Source organism: Caulifigura coniformis, from assembly GCF_007745175.1.
In the GTDB taxonomy this organism is placed as follows: Bacteria; Planctomycetota; Planctomycetia; order Planctomycetales; family Planctomycetaceae; genus Caulifigura; species Caulifigura coniformis.
Map to the genome: position 1 here is coordinate 6,559,876 of NZ_CP036271.1, position 16,132 is coordinate 6,576,007.

At 63.2% G+C, this 16,132-nt stretch carries 12 protein-coding genes; 8 read left to right on the forward strand and 4 right to left on the reverse strand.

All coding sequences use genetic code 11. From position 1 onward, the window contains the following. Positions 1 to 573 precede the first annotated feature (573 nt). The 3 genes from Pan44_RS26345 (at position 574) to Pan44_RS26355 (ending at position 4,372) form a co-directional block, all read left to right on the forward strand. A complete protein-coding gene (locus tag Pan44_RS26345; protein WP_145034708.1) occupies positions 574 to 756 on the forward strand; it encodes a hypothetical protein in 183 nt (60 codons plus the stop codon). Positions 757 to 1,167: 411 nt separating this feature from the next. Continuing rightward, positions 1,168 to 2,367: an FG-GAP repeat domain-containing protein gene (locus Pan44_RS26350; RefSeq protein ID WP_145034709.1), complete on the forward strand. Its 1,200-nt coding sequence runs from the start codon at positions 1,168 to 1,170 to the stop codon at positions 2,365 to 2,367. Between the two features lie 85 nt (positions 2,368 to 2,452). Further along, the gene (locus Pan44_RS26355) at positions 2,453 to 4,372 is read left to right on the forward strand and encodes a formylglycine-generating enzyme family protein (RefSeq protein WP_145034710.1); all 1,920 of its coding nucleotides are present in this window, start codon (positions 2,453 to 2,455) and stop codon (positions 4,370 to 4,372) included. Between the two features lie 36 nt (positions 4,373 to 4,408). On the opposite strand, the gene Pan44_RS26360 is transcribed toward Pan44_RS26355, so the two are convergent. Further along, entirely contained in the window at positions 4,409 to 5,047 is a 639-nt protein-coding gene (locus Pan44_RS26360) for a hypothetical protein (RefSeq protein WP_145034711.1), read from the reverse strand. A 215-nt stretch (positions 5,048 to 5,262) separates the two neighbouring features. Between Pan44_RS26360 and Pan44_RS26365 the strand changes: the two genes are divergently transcribed. The 4 genes from Pan44_RS26365 to Pan44_RS26380 are packed head-to-tail and all read left to right on the forward strand — an operon-like array spanning position 5,263 to position 10,157. Further along, positions 5,263 to 6,525 carry a nucleoside permease gene (locus tag Pan44_RS26365; RefSeq protein WP_145034712.1) on the forward strand — a complete coding sequence of 421 codons (1,263 nt, stop codon included), beginning with the start codon at positions 5,263 to 5,265 and terminating at the stop codon, positions 6,523 to 6,525. A 26-nt stretch (positions 6,526 to 6,551) separates the two neighbouring features. Then, entirely contained in the window at positions 6,552 to 7,889 is a 1,338-nt protein-coding gene (locus tag Pan44_RS26370) for an MFS transporter (protein ID WP_145034713.1), read from the forward strand. Between the two features lie 22 nt (positions 7,890 to 7,911). Continuing rightward, a complete protein-coding gene (locus tag Pan44_RS26375) occupies positions 7,912 to 9,408 on the forward strand; it encodes an ABC transporter substrate-binding protein/permease (RefSeq protein WP_145034714.1) in 1,497 nt (498 codons plus the stop codon). Further along, on the forward strand, positions 9,405 to 10,157 hold the full coding sequence (locus Pan44_RS26380; RefSeq protein ID WP_145034715.1) for an amino acid ABC transporter ATP-binding protein: 753 nt from the start codon (positions 9,405 to 9,407) through the stop codon (positions 10,155 to 10,157). The genes Pan44_RS26375 and Pan44_RS26380 overlap by 4 nt, the downstream gene beginning before the upstream one ends. 49 nt (positions 10,158 to 10,206) lie before the next feature. Here Pan44_RS26380 and Pan44_RS26385 read toward each other — a convergent pair whose 3' ends face one another. The 3 genes from Pan44_RS26385 to Pan44_RS26395 all read right to left on the reverse strand — a co-directional run bounded on the left by Pan44_RS26385 (position 10,207) and on the right by Pan44_RS26395 (position 14,723). Beyond that, positions 10,207 to 10,917 (reverse strand): hypothetical protein, encoded by a 711-nt coding sequence (locus Pan44_RS26385; protein ID WP_145034716.1) that lies wholly within the window; start codon positions 10,915 to 10,917, stop codon positions 10,207 to 10,209. Positions 10,918 to 11,019: 102 nt separating this feature from the next. After that, on the reverse strand, positions 11,020 to 12,420 hold the full coding sequence (locus Pan44_RS26390; protein ID WP_145034717.1) for a sulfatase family protein: 1,401 nt from the start codon (positions 12,418 to 12,420) through the stop codon (positions 11,020 to 11,022). 206 nt (positions 12,421 to 12,626) lie between these two features. Continuing rightward, on the reverse strand, positions 12,627 to 14,723 hold the full coding sequence (locus Pan44_RS26395; RefSeq protein WP_197453683.1) for a mechanosensitive ion channel domain-containing protein: 2,097 nt from the start codon (positions 14,721 to 14,723) through the stop codon (positions 12,627 to 12,629). Positions 14,724 to 15,006: 283 nt separating this feature from the next. On the opposite strand from Pan44_RS26395, the gene Pan44_RS26405 reads away from it, so the two are divergent. Continuing rightward, the gene (locus tag Pan44_RS26405) at positions 15,007 to 16,086 is read left to right on the forward strand and encodes a tRNA dihydrouridine synthase (protein WP_197453684.1); all 1,080 of its coding nucleotides are present in this window, start codon (positions 15,007 to 15,009) and stop codon (positions 16,084 to 16,086) included. The last annotated feature ends 46 nt before the right edge of the window (positions 16,087 to 16,132 follow it).

The following is a 16,132-nucleotide window of genomic DNA, read 5'->3' on the forward strand; positions in this document are numbered from 1 at the left end:
ACCACCACGATACAGTCGAAGCGAGTACGAGAACGAGCGCCGCGATCAGCCAACGGTGGCGTTTGCGTTTCGGCTTCTGCGGTTCTTCGGCCATAGCCCTGCCCCTATCGAATCAGGTGCGGCCAAGGCTACCAGCACGGCCGATTGTGGGGCCACAGCAGCCCCGCAGGCCGATTGGCGTCGGGCAGGTGGTGCAACGGTCCTGCCAGCGCCCCAATCGGCCCTACAGCCGACGAACCACGGGCGTGAGGGAGGTCATAAGTATTACTTCTGCGGGTCAGAAGGGGCTACGACCGGAGAGGGCTCGGCAACGCATTCCCTGTTGCCTCATCACAGTGGTCGGTCGCGAATCGGCGGCGCTGGCTCGATTGGGTTCCTACCCGTTGGTCCTGCTCATCGGCTATGGTGAGTTCGTGAATGGGCGCGCTGCAGGTCCAATGGTCCGCATTGACCCGCGCGCCGATTGACCCCGGTCACATTCGGACAACGCTGTCTGTTTGTGACCGCTGGTCCAGAGTCGGGTTTCCCTGGCCGGTCGCTACGACAGCGACCTCTTTCGCAAGACGCGACCCCATGGCTGAACGCCAGATCATCGTCCGCTGCGCGGAGGGCAAGTGGTCGGCTGCCTATTCGGATCGTCCCGAGGAGCGGTTCTACGGCACCTCCATGGACGAAGCTCTCGACCGCCTGAAACGGTCCGCGGACGATGTCGAGAACACCGGGAACAGGCCAGAAAGCGACGACAAGACCCGCTGACAGCGCCCCCTACGGGCATACCCGCGTGGCGGCCGCCCGCCGGAGGCAACTCCCGGGCACTCATCAGGCCAATTCCGGGAAAGACCAGCCCCATTGTGATTGCTGGCGATTTCAGCGCTTGGCGCGACGAGACCCGTTGATACGATCCCCCTGCCCTCGCGGGTGGTTGAGCGATAGGTTTTAGCCCGCCCGTCAGCTCCTGCCCCCGAGGGCATTTTTTCTGCGCCGCGGTCCACGCCGGGCGCTCTGGCCAATCGGCAGACGGTCAAGGATTCGCCGCGGCCCCTTGCAGCATGGGCCGTTCTCGGGGTTCAATGGACGAACTCGCTCCGGCCAGGTCGGGGCAGGGTCGGGCAGGCTTTGCGGCCATGCTCTCGTGACGACCGTTTCATTTCAGGTTGTGCTCCCGCCATGCGTATCCTCGCCGCTGTCGCTGTTCTGCTGCTGGCTGTTCCTGCCGAGGGAGCGAATCCCGCCTGGCAGCGCATTCAGCTCGACGCCCGCTTCCGCTCCGAAGGCGTCGCCATCGCCGACATCAACAAGGACGGCAAGGCCGATATCGTCGCCGGCGACGTGTGGTACGAAGCCCCCTCCTGGACCATCCACGAGATCCGCCCCGTCGGCAATTACCCCGTCGCGGCCGGCTACAGCCAGTCGTTCTGCAACTGGGCCTACGACTTCAACGGCGACGGCTGGCAGGACGTCATCATCGTCGGCTTCCCCGGCGAACTCTTCAGCTGGTACGAGAACCCGAAGAACGAAAAAGGGCACTGGAAGGCGCACACGATCTGGCGTTCCATCTGCAACGAGTCTCCCCAGTTCAAGGACATCACCGGCGACGGCCGTCCGGAAGTTCTCTGCGGCTCGCAGCCCGAACAGCAGCTCGGCTACCTCGAAATTCCCAAAGGGGACGCCGTCTATCAGCTGTGGGACTTCATCCCCATCGGCGAGAAGGGGAACCCGATGGAGAACGGCACGTTCAAGTATTACCACGGCATCGGCGCGACGGACGTCAACGGCGATGGCCGGCTGGATGTCATCATTCCGCATGGCTGGCACGAGCAGCCCGCGAAGCTCGGTGAAGGCCTGTGGACCTGGCATCCGCAGAAACTGGCCAAAGTCGACGGCAAGCCGCTGACCGGCGCCGACATCTACGCCGACGACCTCGATCTCGATGGCGACAAGGACTTCCTGATGACCAGCGCGCACCAGTACGGCGTGTGGTGGTGGGAGAACACCGGCAGCGGCGATCCGAAGTATCACCTCGTCGATGAAACGCTCTCGCAGACGCATGCCCTCTGGTTCATTGACGTGAACGGCGACGGCCAGAAAGACCTCGTGACGGGCAAGCGATACTTCGCCCACAACGGCGGCGACCCGGGCGCGTATGACCCCTGCGAGATGGCCTGGTACGAGATCCAGCGCGAAAAAGGCAAGGCGCCGAAGTTCACACGACACACCATCGAAGAAGGGCTCGATACGGGCGTCGGCACCCAGTTTGAAATGGGCGACATCAACGGCGATGGCCTCGTCGATATCGCGCTCTCGAACAAGAAGGGGGTGAATATCCTCCTGCAGAAGAAGGCTACGGGAGCCGTATCGGCGAAGTGATTGTTGGTGTTCAGCCTTCAGGCTACTTCATGGGCGACGGGGCGTGCTGCGCTGACGGGCCGCTGAATCGATCGCGAGGGCATCGATGTCCTGGACTAGACAGTTTTTGCAATGGACGCTCGAGGCCGAGTGTCCGTTTCGATCCGGCCAGGGTTGCACCGTGCCCTGGGAAGCGAACCGTCAGCTTGAGACGCTCACGCGCATTGGCCATGCGATCTACGACGGCGACGTCTGCGAAGGTATCAAAGTGCGAAGCACTTTCGCCAAGGACTCCCGGGGAAAGACGTTCAAGATTGCCAGGAGTGGCGCGCGCATTGCGGATCTCTTGCGGCAATACGGCGCCTCTCTCGATGAAGCAAGGAAGATCTGCGGCGGCTGTCCTGCGAATGCATCAGATCCCAGCGTCTCGAACCTGGCCGGTTGTCAGGGGAAGCTCAACGGGTTCGATTTCGACAATGAGAACCTCGAGAAAGTTCTGCAGAAGACACTGAAGCAGACCGGGATGAAGAAACGATTCTCTCAGCTATTTCATCTCACGACTCCACTGTGGTACGGGCTGTGGATCGACTCGCCGCTGAAGCCCGAGCAGTCGAGGCTCCTGGCCGAGCTCTTCCGTGCCGCGAAGTTAGATGTGCCGGTGGAGGGATTAGAAATCACGCACTGGGATTTCGAGATGCCCCACTTCCTGAACGCCCTTGATATTGCTGCAACAGGATCAATGCGGCTGCATGTGTACGTGCCATCGGTCTGGAGTTGTGACGAATACGAAGCTTGGGAGTGGGAGCACTGTCCGCGATGCAAGAAAACCTTGCTGAGCGACATTAACGAGCGATCGCCGACACAACGCTGCAAGGTGTGCCGCTTCCGCTTCGATCTGCCCGACCGAATGGAGCAATTGCTCAATAGCACGCACTACTTCGATATCGACGATGGCGATGGTGCCGCGGAGAGCAACGAAGGAAACGATGTCGTCAGTAGTGAGTCACAGTTCCACTCGATTCAGGAGCTTTTCGGCCCTGACAGAGAGCAGTCGTTCCAGCTCCGATATCTGATCCAGCAGGGATGCGCTCCGGAAGAATGCGATGTTGTTCTCGGAAATGAGGGCGATAGTCCACTCCTCCGCCGCATCCGTTCGGTGCGTCGCGGCCGCGCCGTCACGCTTGCCGACGCTCGCAGGAAGAAGGCGCCCACCGTCGCAGTGAAGTTCGCCGAAAAGCGGCTGCGAATCGCGATCAATAGCGAAGTCGAGATCGACTTCCTTCTGATTCCCGCCGGAACATTTCAGATGGGATGGGCTGGCGACGGAACGTCCACTCCAGGCGGGCATGCTCCAGGGGCAATCACGATCTCAATTGCTCGACCATTCTACCTGGGGAAGGTTCCTGTCACGCTTGAACAATGGCAGGCCCTCATGGACTCAAATCCGAACGAGTTCGACGGGGACGGAAGTCTGCCGGTCGATCGAGCCAGCTGGCTAGACGCCCAGGAATTCTGTGAACGGCTGACTGCTCGTTCCGGACTGCCATGTCGACTCCCGACCGAGGCGGAATGGGAGTATGCCTGTCGCGCCGGGACGACGACCCGATTTTCAACCGGCGACGAACTCCTTTCGAGCCAGGGGAACTTCAAACCGCGAGAGGAATTCGAGCAGGCAGACGCGCCCAAGCGTCAGACAACTGCCGTCGTGACCTATCCTCCCAATCAGTGGGGACTCTTCGACATGCATGGCAACATCTTCGAATGGTGCGAAGACTGCTTGCACGAAGGGTCGGAAGGCATGCCGGTTGACGGTAGCCCCTACTTGCTGAATGCCGATTCACAGCCTCGGCAGATCATGCGAGGCGGATCGTTCAATAAGCCTGCCGCGTATGCCGCCAGCTATTGGCGGGAGAGCGCCTCTGCCGATACGGGGCCCCGCGAGCCTTGCGATTCGGCACTCCTCAAGTTCGTTCTCGATATGTACTGGACCGCGCACGGCTTTCGGGTTGTTTGTGAAGTCATCTGACGCTGTTGCCGAGTACGCCCCCGAATGAAGCCAAAGCTACATCTTCTTCCCCAGTCGGCCGAAGTACATTCGCTTCCGGTCGACCTTCCCCTCTTTGCCCGCCGCGTCGCTGAAATACTCCGTCCGGTCGCCGACGCCATTGGTCGATTTCTGTGAGCTGCGGTAGGTGAAACCCACCCGCTGGCCGTTCTCTTCGACCCACTGGAGGAACACGACGCTGTGCCCGCCCTTCTCCCGGTAGAACTGCAGAAAGTCCCCTGCCTTCGCTTCATCGGCTGACACCGCGTATCCCAGTCCTGAACCTTCCAGCCCCAGCACGCACTGGCGTTCCTGTGCATCTTTGGGAACGCCATAGAACCGTTTCTGCAGCAGCTTCACATCGGCCGGTGAGAGGTCATCCAGCATCTTCAGCTCATCGGCCGCCTGGATCACGACGGCGAACGTGATGCCGCAGCAGTACGTGCCCCCCTCGCCCTTGCGGAGGATCAGCGTGTCCTTGAAGCGGATCTCTTCGGGGACGCCGGTGCTGCCGGCGACCCAGTTGTAGCCGCCGCCGTCGGGGATGGCCCGGACTTTCGCGAGCACAACCTCGTTGGGGGTGGGGTGTTCCGCCTGGCAGACGGCACCGCTCGCGGCGTGGAAAAAGGCGACGGCCAGGAGCAGCAGGGATTTCATCGGGTCGGCTTCCTCATCAGCGATGCCAGAGAACGGTCATTGTGCCATCGTTCCCCAGGCAGGGGAAACGCCCGCCGCCGGTCCTTCGGGCCGCAGGTGGTTGCCGTACAGAATTCGGGCGGTTACTTTCGCAATCCGTCGCCGCTTCGCAGCTCGACCGTCACGGGACGGTTTTGCGCTCCGCGACAAACGATCGACACCCCGGAGTGTGATTCATGAGTGACGCCGCCGCAAAGACTGATCCCGCGGTGCGGTTCAAGCTGTTCCTGATGATGGTCATCGAGATCTTCATCTGGGGCGCCTGGCAGCCCAAGATCTTCGCCTACATGGCGATGCTCAAGTTTGACGCCTGGCAGATGGCGCTCGTCGGCAGCTCCTTCGGCATCGCCTCGCTGCTCGGCATCTTCTTCAGCAACCAGTTCGCCGATCGAAACTTCGCGGCCGAACGTTTTCTCGCCTTCAGCCATGTCGTTGGCGGCCTGGCGCTGATCGGCGCCTCGCAGGTCGACTCGTTCTGGCCCTTCTTCGGCCTGTTCCTCGTCTACGCCCTGCTATACGTCCCCACGATTTCGGTGACGAACGCCCTCGCGTTCGCCAACCTGAAAGATCCGGCCAATGAATTCGGATTCGTCCGCATGGGCGGAACGATTGGCTGGATCGTGGCGTCGTGGCCGTTTGTCTTCCTTCTCAAGGACTCGCCCGGCTTCGACCTCAAGGCGGCGACCAGCTGGATCTTCATCGTCGCGGGCATCGCCTCGTTCGCGATGGCCGGTTTCAGCCTGACGCTTCCGCATACCCCACCGAACAAGAACGCTCACGGGCTGGACAAGCTGGCCTGGGTGCGGGCGGCCAAGCTGCTCGCGGTTCCGTACGTGCTCGTCCTGTTCATCGTCACCCTCATCGACTCGACGATCCACAACGGCTACTTCGTCGTGTCGGATCAGTTCCTCGTTGATCGCGTGAAGATCAGTCCCAACATGAGCATGCTTGTCATGAGCCTGGGCCAGGTGGCCGAGATCCTCACGATGCTCGTCCTTGGAGCAGTCCTGACCCGCCTGGGCTGGAAATGGACGATGGTCGTTGGAATTCTCGGCCACGCCCTGCGGTATGCCGTCTTCGCCTACCTGCCCGATCACCAGTGGCTGATCATCGCGATCCAGGTTCTGCACGGCGTCTGCTACGCGTTCTTCTTTGCGACGGTCTACATTTTTGTTGACGCCGTCTTCCCGAAGGACGTGCGAACGAGCGCCCAGGGGCTGTTTAACCTGCTGATCCTCGGGGTCGGCGCCGTGATCGCCAGCTTCCTCTTCCCGTACCTGAGGGACGAGGTGTTCACGAAAGACGGAGTCATCGACTACAAGTCGCTGTTCCTGGTTCCGACGGGCCTCGCCATCCTTGGCATCGTCCTGCTGGCGGTGTTGTTCAATCCGCCGAAGGAAGAAGCCCGTATCGAGGGAACTTCCGCACCGGCCCACTAACCCGGCCCGCTGGGTCGGCAGTGACGATGACCCCCGGCATTTCCCGCAGACTCAGGTTTCGCCTCAGCGTGCTGTGGCTTCTGGAGTGGGGAATTACCGGGGCGCTGCTGACCTACCTGCCGCTCTACTTCACCCAGAACGGACTCACGCTTGATGAGACCGGGCCGGTGCTCGCCATTGGCGCGCTCGGCCTGTGGGTCTCCCCCCTCGTCGTGGGACAGCTCTGCGACCGCTGGATCGCGGCCCAGCGCTACCTCGCGATTGCTCACTTCCTTGGCGGAATTGCGCTCCTCGCCATCCCGGTCGCCACCGATGTGTATCGGGAAACCGGGGCAGGCTACGGATTCATCCTCGCGATGTTCGGCCTGTTCGCGATGGTCTACCTCCCGACCATACCCCTCGCCAGCGCCCTCACCTTCCGCCACCTCAGCGACCCCAAATCCCAGTTCGGGGGGATCCGCGTCTGGGGCACCGTCGGCTGGGTCCTGGCGGGCATCGGCCTCTCACTCTGGCTCGAACAACGCGACCTCGCCGGCTGGCTCCGGACCGCGTTTCCGTCCACGGCCCCCACCGTGCTCGGCCTCTCGAAACGGTTCTGGTTTCTTCCTGAGCCTTCCAGCAGCGACTGCTTCGCCATCGCAGCCATCCTCTCGTTTGGTCTGTCGAGCTTTTGCGCCTTTCTGCCGAATACCCCGCCTCTCCACACGCCCCGCGACGGCATCGGCCTCGTCGACTGGGTGGTCGCGATCTGGCGTGAGAAAGGCTTCGTGAGGCTTGTCGTCGTCTCCAGCCTGCTTTCGCTCGTCGTTCCGCTCTATTCCCTCGTCGTCCCCAAGCTGCTCGAGCAACGCTTCGTGCGGGGCGATTCCGTCCCGGCCCTCATGACCATCGGTCAGCTCTCCGAGTTCCCGGCCCTGCTCCTGATGCCGTTCTGTCTCCGGCGGCTCGGCCTGAAGGCGACCTTCGCCCTCGGCGTCATCGCCTGGATGGTGCGCTACGCCATCTTCGCGGCCGATTCGCCGATGTGGCTCATTCTGGCCGGCATCGCGCTACATGGCGTCTGTCACGTCTACCTGATTGTCGTCGTGCAGTTGTACGTCGACGCCTCCTGCCCGCGCGATCTCCGGGCCACCGCCCAGAACGTCTTCGCCTTCGTCGCTGGTGGAATCGCCATGCCGCTCGGCCTGCTCATCACGCAGCCGCTCGTGAAATGGGGGACCGATGCCGCCAGCGGGCGGATGAACTTCGGCCCTGTGTTCGCCGCCCCGACAGCGTTTCTCGCTTGCGTGCTGCTCGGTTTCTGGAAATGGTTCCGCATCGACGACGAACCGGAAACATCCCTCAGTGTCAGTTCGACTTCTTAGCGGTCCCGTGGACATTGCACAGATGATCTCTTCGTTCTCCGTGCGTCTCTGCGTCCTCCGTGCCTCCGTGGTCCTCCTCCTCGCCCTGGTTGCGATCGGGGCTGCCACCGCCGCCGAACCCCTCAAATGGGGGGCCGACGCCGAAGGCGGCGCCCCCTACATCTTCCTCGATCCCGAGGACGTCTCGAAAACCAAGGGGTTCGAAGTCGATCTAGCCGCCGCCCTGTCGAAGGCCATTGATCGCCCCATCGAGTTCCAGCAGTATCCCTACGATGGCCTGATCTCCGGCCTCAACCGGGGCGACATCGACCTGGCCATGAACGGCCTCGAGATCACCCCTGATCGCCTCGAGCACGTCCGCTTCAGTCGCCCGTACTACGTTTACACGTTGCAGCTCACTGCCCGGGCCGATGAAACCCGGTTTCAGACCGTCGACGACTGGCTCAAGCTCAAGCTGCCCGTCGGCACTCTCAGCGAAACAGCCGCCTCCCGCTACTGCGAAAAGAACGGGCTGCCTCTTTCCACCTACGATGGCCAGGTCGAACCGTATCAGGATCTCGCGCTCGGCCGTCTCGATGCCGTCCTCGCCGATCTTCCTGCCGCTGTCGCTTATGCCCGCAGCAATCCCGCGCTGAAGTTCATCGGCGATCCGATCGAGCCGGGCTACTACGCGATCGCCCTCCGCCCGAAAGACGAAGAACTGGCGAAGACGATCGACGCAGGGCTCGACAGCCTGATCGCCTCGGGGGAGCTCCGCCGCATCTACGAAAAGTGGGGCATCTGGAACGCGGACCAGGAGGGCCTCCAGGCCGCCAGGAGCGCCGACGATTTCCTCAAACAGTCGGCCGCCGGATTCTCGATGGCCAACGTCTTCAGCAGCCTCGGCAAAGCCGCCATCGTCACGATCCAGATCTCCGTCTGCAGCATGTGCCTCGCCATGCTCCTGGGACTGACGATCGCTATCTGCCGGCTCTATGGCCCCATGCCGATCCGCGTCTTCGCCGTCGTGTGGGTCGAATTCTTCCGGGGCATCCCCGTGCTGCTGCTCCTCTACGTCCTGTACTTCGGCCTCCCGACCATCCTCCAGGCGCTCGGCCTCGGCATGACGTTCGCGCCGTCCAACATCGTCGTCGCCATCATCGCTTTCGGCCTCAACTACTCGGCCTACGAAGCCGAGATCTACCGCGCCGGAATCACGGCGGTGCCGCAGGGCCAGTGGGAAGCGGCCGCCTCGCTGGGAATGTCGAAGAAGCTCACGTTCAAACGGATCATCCTCCCGCAGGCGACGCGCATCATCCTTCCTCCGGTGACCAACGACTTCGTCGCCCTCTTCAAGGATACGAGCGTCGCCAGCGCCATCGCCGTCGTCGAGCTCACCAAGCAGTACCAGATGCTCGCCAAGTCGAGCCTCCGTTACATGGAGATCGGGCTCGCCACCGCCATCCTGTATCTCGTCATGTCCATTCCGCTCGGGTACCTCGCCCGTCGTCTCGAAGCCCGCTGGGGAAAATCGCTGTGACGAACTCCGCCCCCAACAACGTCACCCTCGCCGGCGTCACCAAGACCTACGGTCCCCGAACCGTCCTGAACGACATCTCGGCCACCATCGAGGCCGGGGAGACTGTCGCCCTGATCGGTCCCAGCGGCGGCGGCAAGTCGACAATGCTCCGCTGCATCAACGGGCTCGCCACCTTCGACAAAGGGCACATCGAAGTCGGAGAGCACCGCCTCGCCCCCAGCTCGCTCCCCGATGAAATCCACGAAGTCCGCAAACTTTTCGGAATGATCTTCCAGGACTTCCAGCTGTTTCCTCACTTCACCGCCCTTGAGAATGTGATCGAAGCTCCCATGCAGGTCCGCGGCATGACCGCCACCGCGGCAAAGGAACGCGCGATGGCGCTGCTGAAGCGGGTCGGCCTCGAAGAGCGGGCCAACTACTTCCCGAAAGAACTCTCCGGTGGCCAGAAGCAGCGCGTCGCCATCGCCCGCGCCCTCGCCATGGAGCCACGCGGACTGCTTTGCGACGAAATCACTTCCGCCCTCGACCCCGAACTCAAGTCTGAAGTCCTCGATGTCCTCCTCGACCTCAAGGCCGAAGGACTCACCCTCATCATGGTCACCCACGAAATCCACTTCGCGCGCCGCGCGGCCGACCGCGTCCTCCTCCTCGCCGACGGACGCATCGCGGAATCGGGCCGGCCTGAAAAAGTCCTCGACGCCCCCGAAACCGAACGCGCGAAACGATTCCTCAAAACCGTGATGGCCTGATCCGTCACGTGTTCAGCCATCACCGACCGAGCATCGCCCGCAGCGGGTCTCACCTGGACTTGTCGTCCTTCCGCGCCTGCTTCCGTTTCCCCTGCGACGAAACGTGCCCCGCGATCCGCGTTTTGACGCCGCTTTCCAGCAGCCGGGCTTTTTTGGCGTTCGCCACGGCACGGGCCCGCGATGGCTGACGCAGATGGCCTCTGTTCGAGAGCACGCCCGTGATCGCCGTTCCTGTCGCGCCTCGTCCGGCTTTCTTTTTGCCAGGGGCCGCCGCCGATGCCGCCCCCGCAGTCGGCCCGCCGACGGTCACTCCATCCACGACCAGCGCATTCGGACCCGTTTCCTGCTTGACCGGCTTCGGGCGTCGGCGACGGGTCGTCCCGGTCATTCCCTGTCGCGCCGCGGCTCGCTCCTTCCGCTGGCCCGCCGCTTTGCCGGGTTTCGGAACTCTCCTGGCAGTCGTTGCACCGGAGTCTCCTTTCGCCGCCTGCTGTTCAAAACTCGTGAGCGCTTCACGGAAGATGTCGCACTTCACTGCGGTTCGCTCGGACGCCTCGCCAAAACCCGTCTGGCGCGACTGGCCCCGGGCCTGTGAACGCTTCCGATCCTCCCATTTGTCCAACGCCTTCCGCGCCCGAACCGCCAGGCGACGCGCCTCTGAAGAGCTGAGGCGGCCCACTTCCGGACGGCGACTCAGCTTTACCAGCACCACCTCAGCAGCGGTACACACCTGCTTCACGGTCCCCATGGCAATGGTCATGCTCGACAACTCCTCCAGAACGACGCGGGTTTCTGTCTGCACCTTATCAGGACGTTGCAGCCCGTGGTCCGCGTAAAGACGAATTCACACGGCGGCCGCTCCTCACTCCATGTGGCCCGGCCACGGATACGAATTTTTCCCGTTCCCCCGATCCCGCGGCCCTTCTGGAAGCGTTTCGCTCCAGGCGATCACCTGCTTCGAGAGTCGCTCCACCGTTTCAGGATGCTGCGCCGCCACGTTGTCGACCTGCATCCGGTCCTTCGCGATGTCGTAGAGTTCCGTCCGGCTGCCGTCGCGGTTCACCAGCAGTTTCCACGCGCCGTCGCGAATTGCCAGACCCGGACTGACATTCGCAGGATGGCCGGCGATGTTGAACCGCCATTCCCACATCAGCGGCCGCGCTCGTGACCGCGATGTCCCAATCAGGATGTCGCTGACGTCTTCCCCATCGAGCGGCGTTCCCTCCGGGACCTGTCCGCCGGTCAGTTTCGCGACCGTCGGCAGCAGATCGCAGCCCGCGACAATCGAGTCGTCGTCAATCCTGCCGGCCGGCACATGCCCCGGCCAACGGACAAGGAACGGCACGCGGACGCCCCCTTCATACAGGCTCCGCTTTCGGCCGCGAAACGGTCCCGGCGACCCCACACCCGTATGCCCAGCGTTCCGGATGAAGATTTCTTCCGGTCCGTTGTCGCTGCTGAAGAGGACGAGCGTATCGTCCGCCACCCCGAGGTCTTCCAGCCCCTTCATCAGCCGCCCGATCTGGAAATCGAGATTGCCGAGAGTTGCGTAGTAGAGAGTCCGCGCGCTTTTGTGCGGGATGTTGGCGTTGCTGAGGTTGTCGTAAACGGCGATCTGCTCGTCGGTCGGATTGAGCGTCGCATGCGGAATCAACGTCCACAGCTGCACGAAGAACGGCTTTCCTTTCTGATCGCTGATGAACTTCAGCGTCTCGTCGACGAACAGCTTCGTGGAATTCGCTCGGTAGTACGGGTCCTTCCTGTTCACCTCGGCTCCGCGCTCGCCCGAGCCGAAGTGGTCGAACCCGTAGTCCGTGATCTGCGGCGCGCCCTCCGTCTCCGTCGTGAGGTGCCACTTCCCGACGTGGGCCGTCGCGTACCCGGCGCTTTTCGTCAGGCGGGCCATGTTGAGAACGGACGGGTCGAGCCATTGCGGCATCCCGCGGTTGCCGTTCAGTTCCGGCGTCGCAAAGTGCCCGTGGATCTTCTGCCGCGCGGGGTACGTTCCCGTGAAGAACGCGCAGCGGCTGGGCGAACAGACCGACCCGCAGACGTAGAAGTTCGTGAACAGCGTCCCTTCACTGGCCAACCGGTCGAGGTTCGGCGTGCGGACGAACGTGTTGCCATAGCACGCCAGATCCCCCCAGCCAAGATCATCAGCCAGGATGAACAGGATGTTCGGTTTCGCAGGTTCGGCTCCCCAGGCGCCGGCATTCAGCACCAGGCCAAGCACGAGCCAGAGGCCGCTTCGAATCCACGCCATGTCCCGTCCTCCCGAGGCTCCAGGTGAAGGAGCCTCGATGGTGACAGGACGCGACACGACCCTCAAGCTGCCTTCGTCTCCTCGGTGTCGCTGACCGGGCCCGGCAGGGACCCACAAGCCAATTGGCTGTCTCCCTTCACTCCTGTTTCAAGAACCAACAGGAGTTCAGCAGTTCAAGGAGATGTGCTGCCGGCCGCGTCCAGATATCACGCGGCCTTCCCCGCCTCGTGCATCGCCTGCGAAACCGCCTCCCCACGGTGATGCACGACCCGCTGCGGATAAGGAATCTCGATCTTGAGCTCCGCGAACTTCTTCTTGATCCGCCGCAGCATCTCCCGCTTCACCATCCACTGCTTGAGCGGCCGCGTTTTGATGACGAACTTGATCGTCACCGCCGAATCCCCAAACGCATCCACCCCCATCATCTCGGCGTCTTCCAGAATCACCCGGCCGTACTGCGGTTCCGATCGCAGCCCTTTCGCCACCGCCAGCAGCGTGTCCACCACCCGGTCGGTGTCCTCATCATACGAAACCTGGATCTCGAACAGCGCCCGCGACCAGCCATGCGTCATGTTGGTCACACATTCGATCTTCCCGTTCGGGATGAAGTGCACGCTCCCCTCGACGTCGCGGAGCACCGTCATCCGCAGCGTGATCCGCTCCACCTGCCCCGACACGCTGCCGATCTTCAGGACGTCGTTGATCTTGTACTGGTTCTCCAGCAGGATCACGAAACCGTAGAAGTAGTCCCGGATCAGGTTCTGGGCGCCGAAGGCCACGGCCAGACCGACCACTGCGGCTCCTCCCATCAGCGGCGCCACGGCGATGCCGCATTCCTCGAACATCATCAGCGTGCCGCCGGCCACCACTGTCGTCGACGCCGCGTTCTGGAAAACCCCGACCAGAGTCTTGGCTCGGTCTTCGCTTTCCTCATAGGTCCCGCGGAATCCCCGCTGCATCATGATGTCCACGACGCGCTTCATCGCGACTTTGATCACCACACGCAGCACGAACATCGCCAGCACGATCAATGTCAGACGCGGGCCGTGATCCAGAAGCCACTGCAGGACGTTGTGCAGCGCAAAGGGATTCTTCAGGCTGACGACTTTCTCCTGCGCGCGGATCGATTCGATCTGCCGCTCTTTCGCAGCGGACACCGCGGCGAATTCCTCGCTCTGCAGTGCCGCACGGTCCGCCTGGAGCTCCTGCAGTCGCTCCATCTGAGCGGTCACCGTCGCCTGCGACTTGATGACGTCTTCGCTCGCCTCTTCCTTCTTCGTGCGGGCGGCCTGAGTCTCCTCCAGCCCTCCTTCTTCCGCGATCTTCTGATACTCCCGCTCGCGCACCTCGCGAGTCTGCGCCGCCAGTTCCGCCCGCCGCCGCGCATCCGCCAACTGCTTCCGCTGGCTCTCGATGTCCTTGTCGAGCGACTTCAGACGCCCCGAAAGTGACTCGGCGGTCTGCAGCGCCTTCTCCGCGGCCAACTGCTTCTCCTGGGCGATCTGCTCCGCCCTGGCAACTTCCTGGCTCGCCTTCTCGCGCGCCTGGTCGCCCGCCGTGGGAGATCCGAGAAATGTCGCCTGCGTTCCGGGCATCGGCGCCGCGACTGCAGGTGCAGGCGCTGCCGCCGCGGGAGCCGCTGGCGGCGCCGTCGGGGTGGCGACTGGCGGAGCCGCTGCAGGCGCAGGGGCCGCCGGAGTCACCGGCGCGGGCGGCGTCATCGGAGCTTCTGCAGGAGCAGGTGGGGCGGCAGGCGTCGCAGGGGCTGCCGGAGTCGCCGGACCAATCAATCGCTCCAGTGCGGCCCTGTTCTGGGTCAGCTTCTCTTCGATCGCCTTGATCTGTTCCTGAGAGGTCTGACGCGTCTGGATGGCCAGGTCGAATCGCTCGCGGGCCAGCTTGCGAGCTTTCTCCGTTTCCGCCAGCGCTTCCTCGAGACGCTTCAGCCCGACCTCCTCCCCCGCCTCCTTCTTCCTGGCGATTTCCTCCTTCTCGATGTTGAAGCGTTCGTCGATCGCCTTGAATTCGGCCTCCGCCTTGCGGAACTCGCTTTCAGGATTGTTTTCTTCAGTCGTCAGTTCGCTGACCTGCTTCTCGTCGGCGGCAATCGTTCGCTGCAGCCGCGTGATCTGCTCGGCAATGGAAACGTCCGACTTGGACTCAGCGCCCTTCCTGGCTTCCGCGGGCGGCTGACCGGCCATCGGTCCGTCGTCCGCACGCCCGTCGACAGCGAACAGGCAGGCCCCTGCGATCAGGGCCAGGAAACAGCTCGTGACGGACCGCAAATCTTTCTCAACACGCATCGGTGGCACTCACTCCTCGGAAACACCCTCGCGCCAGGTCGAAAAGCGCGCGCGGGGGCGGAAATCGATACCACAAATGTCCGAAATGGCTCCACCCCGGTTTGGCGAGGGATTTGCCGTTTGAAAAAGTGCGCGAATCGCCCGGGCCGGGCCAGCTGCGCGGGCCTGTCACCGGACTGGAAACAGCGCCCCGACAGGAGGCGAGACGAGGTCCACGACTCCCGGTGTGGTGAACGAACGCCGGATGCCGGTATCCTGATGGTCTTTCCCCCAGCGACTGACCGTGACCGCCACCGCCTCCATTTCTGAACTGCGCGCCCCGAGCATCGGACCGTTCCAGCTGCGGACTCCGTTCGTGCAGGCGGCGCTCAGCGGCTACAGCGACTGGCCGATGCGCGTTCTCGCCCGCCGGTTCGGAGCGTCCTACGCCCTCTGTGAAGTGCTGCTCGACCAGTTCGTCCTGCAGTTGAAGGGACGGGAGCGGACGAAGCACCACCTCAAGGTCACCGCGGATGAGCACCCCGTCGGCGGACAGCTCATGGGGTCTTCGCCCGAGGAATTCGGCCCCGCTGCCGTCCGGCTGATGGAGGCTGGCTTCAGCGTCATCGACATCAACTTCGGCTGCCCCGTCAAGAAGGTTCTCGGACGCTGCCGCGGCGGTTACCACCTCAGCCAGCCCGCCGTCGCCCTCGAGATCGTCCGCCGCGTGCGCGACTCTCTTCCCGACTCTGTGCCCGTCACACTGAAGATGCGCCGCGGCATTGATGATTCCGCCGAAAGCCGCGACCGGTTCTTCGAGATCCTCGACGGCGCCTTCGCGGCCGGCGTCAGCGCCATCACCGTCCACGGTCGGACCGTCGAACAGAAGTACATCGGCCCGAGCCGATGGAGTTTCCTCCGCGAAGTGAAAGACCACGTCGGCGACCGCACCATCCTCGGCAGCGGCGACCTGTTCTCGGCCCAGGCCTGTCTCGACATGATGCGTGAGACCGGCGTCGACGGCGTCACCATCGCCCGCGGAGCCATCGGCAATCCCTGGATTTTCCAGCAGGCCGAGGCCCTGTGGAACGGCGAGCCTCTCCCCCCGCCCCCCACAGTCCATCAGCAGCGCGACGTCCTCGAACATCACTTCGCCCTCGCCCTCGAAACCTACGGCCCCGAACGCTGCACCACCCCGATGCGGAAGTTCGGCGTCAAGTACGCGAAACTGCATCCGCAGCTCGACCAGGTGCGGGCCGCTTTCTGCATCGTGAAAACTCCGGCCGACTGGGCCGCCGTCCTGCGAACCCACTACGCCTCCGATGGTCCGGGACAGTATCCCGATGTCGACGACAGCGCCTCGGGCGAATCCTGCGAGGTCTAGAGCTGTTCGCGTCCGGCCATCTGGCGGCCGCCGATGACCTGCGGCC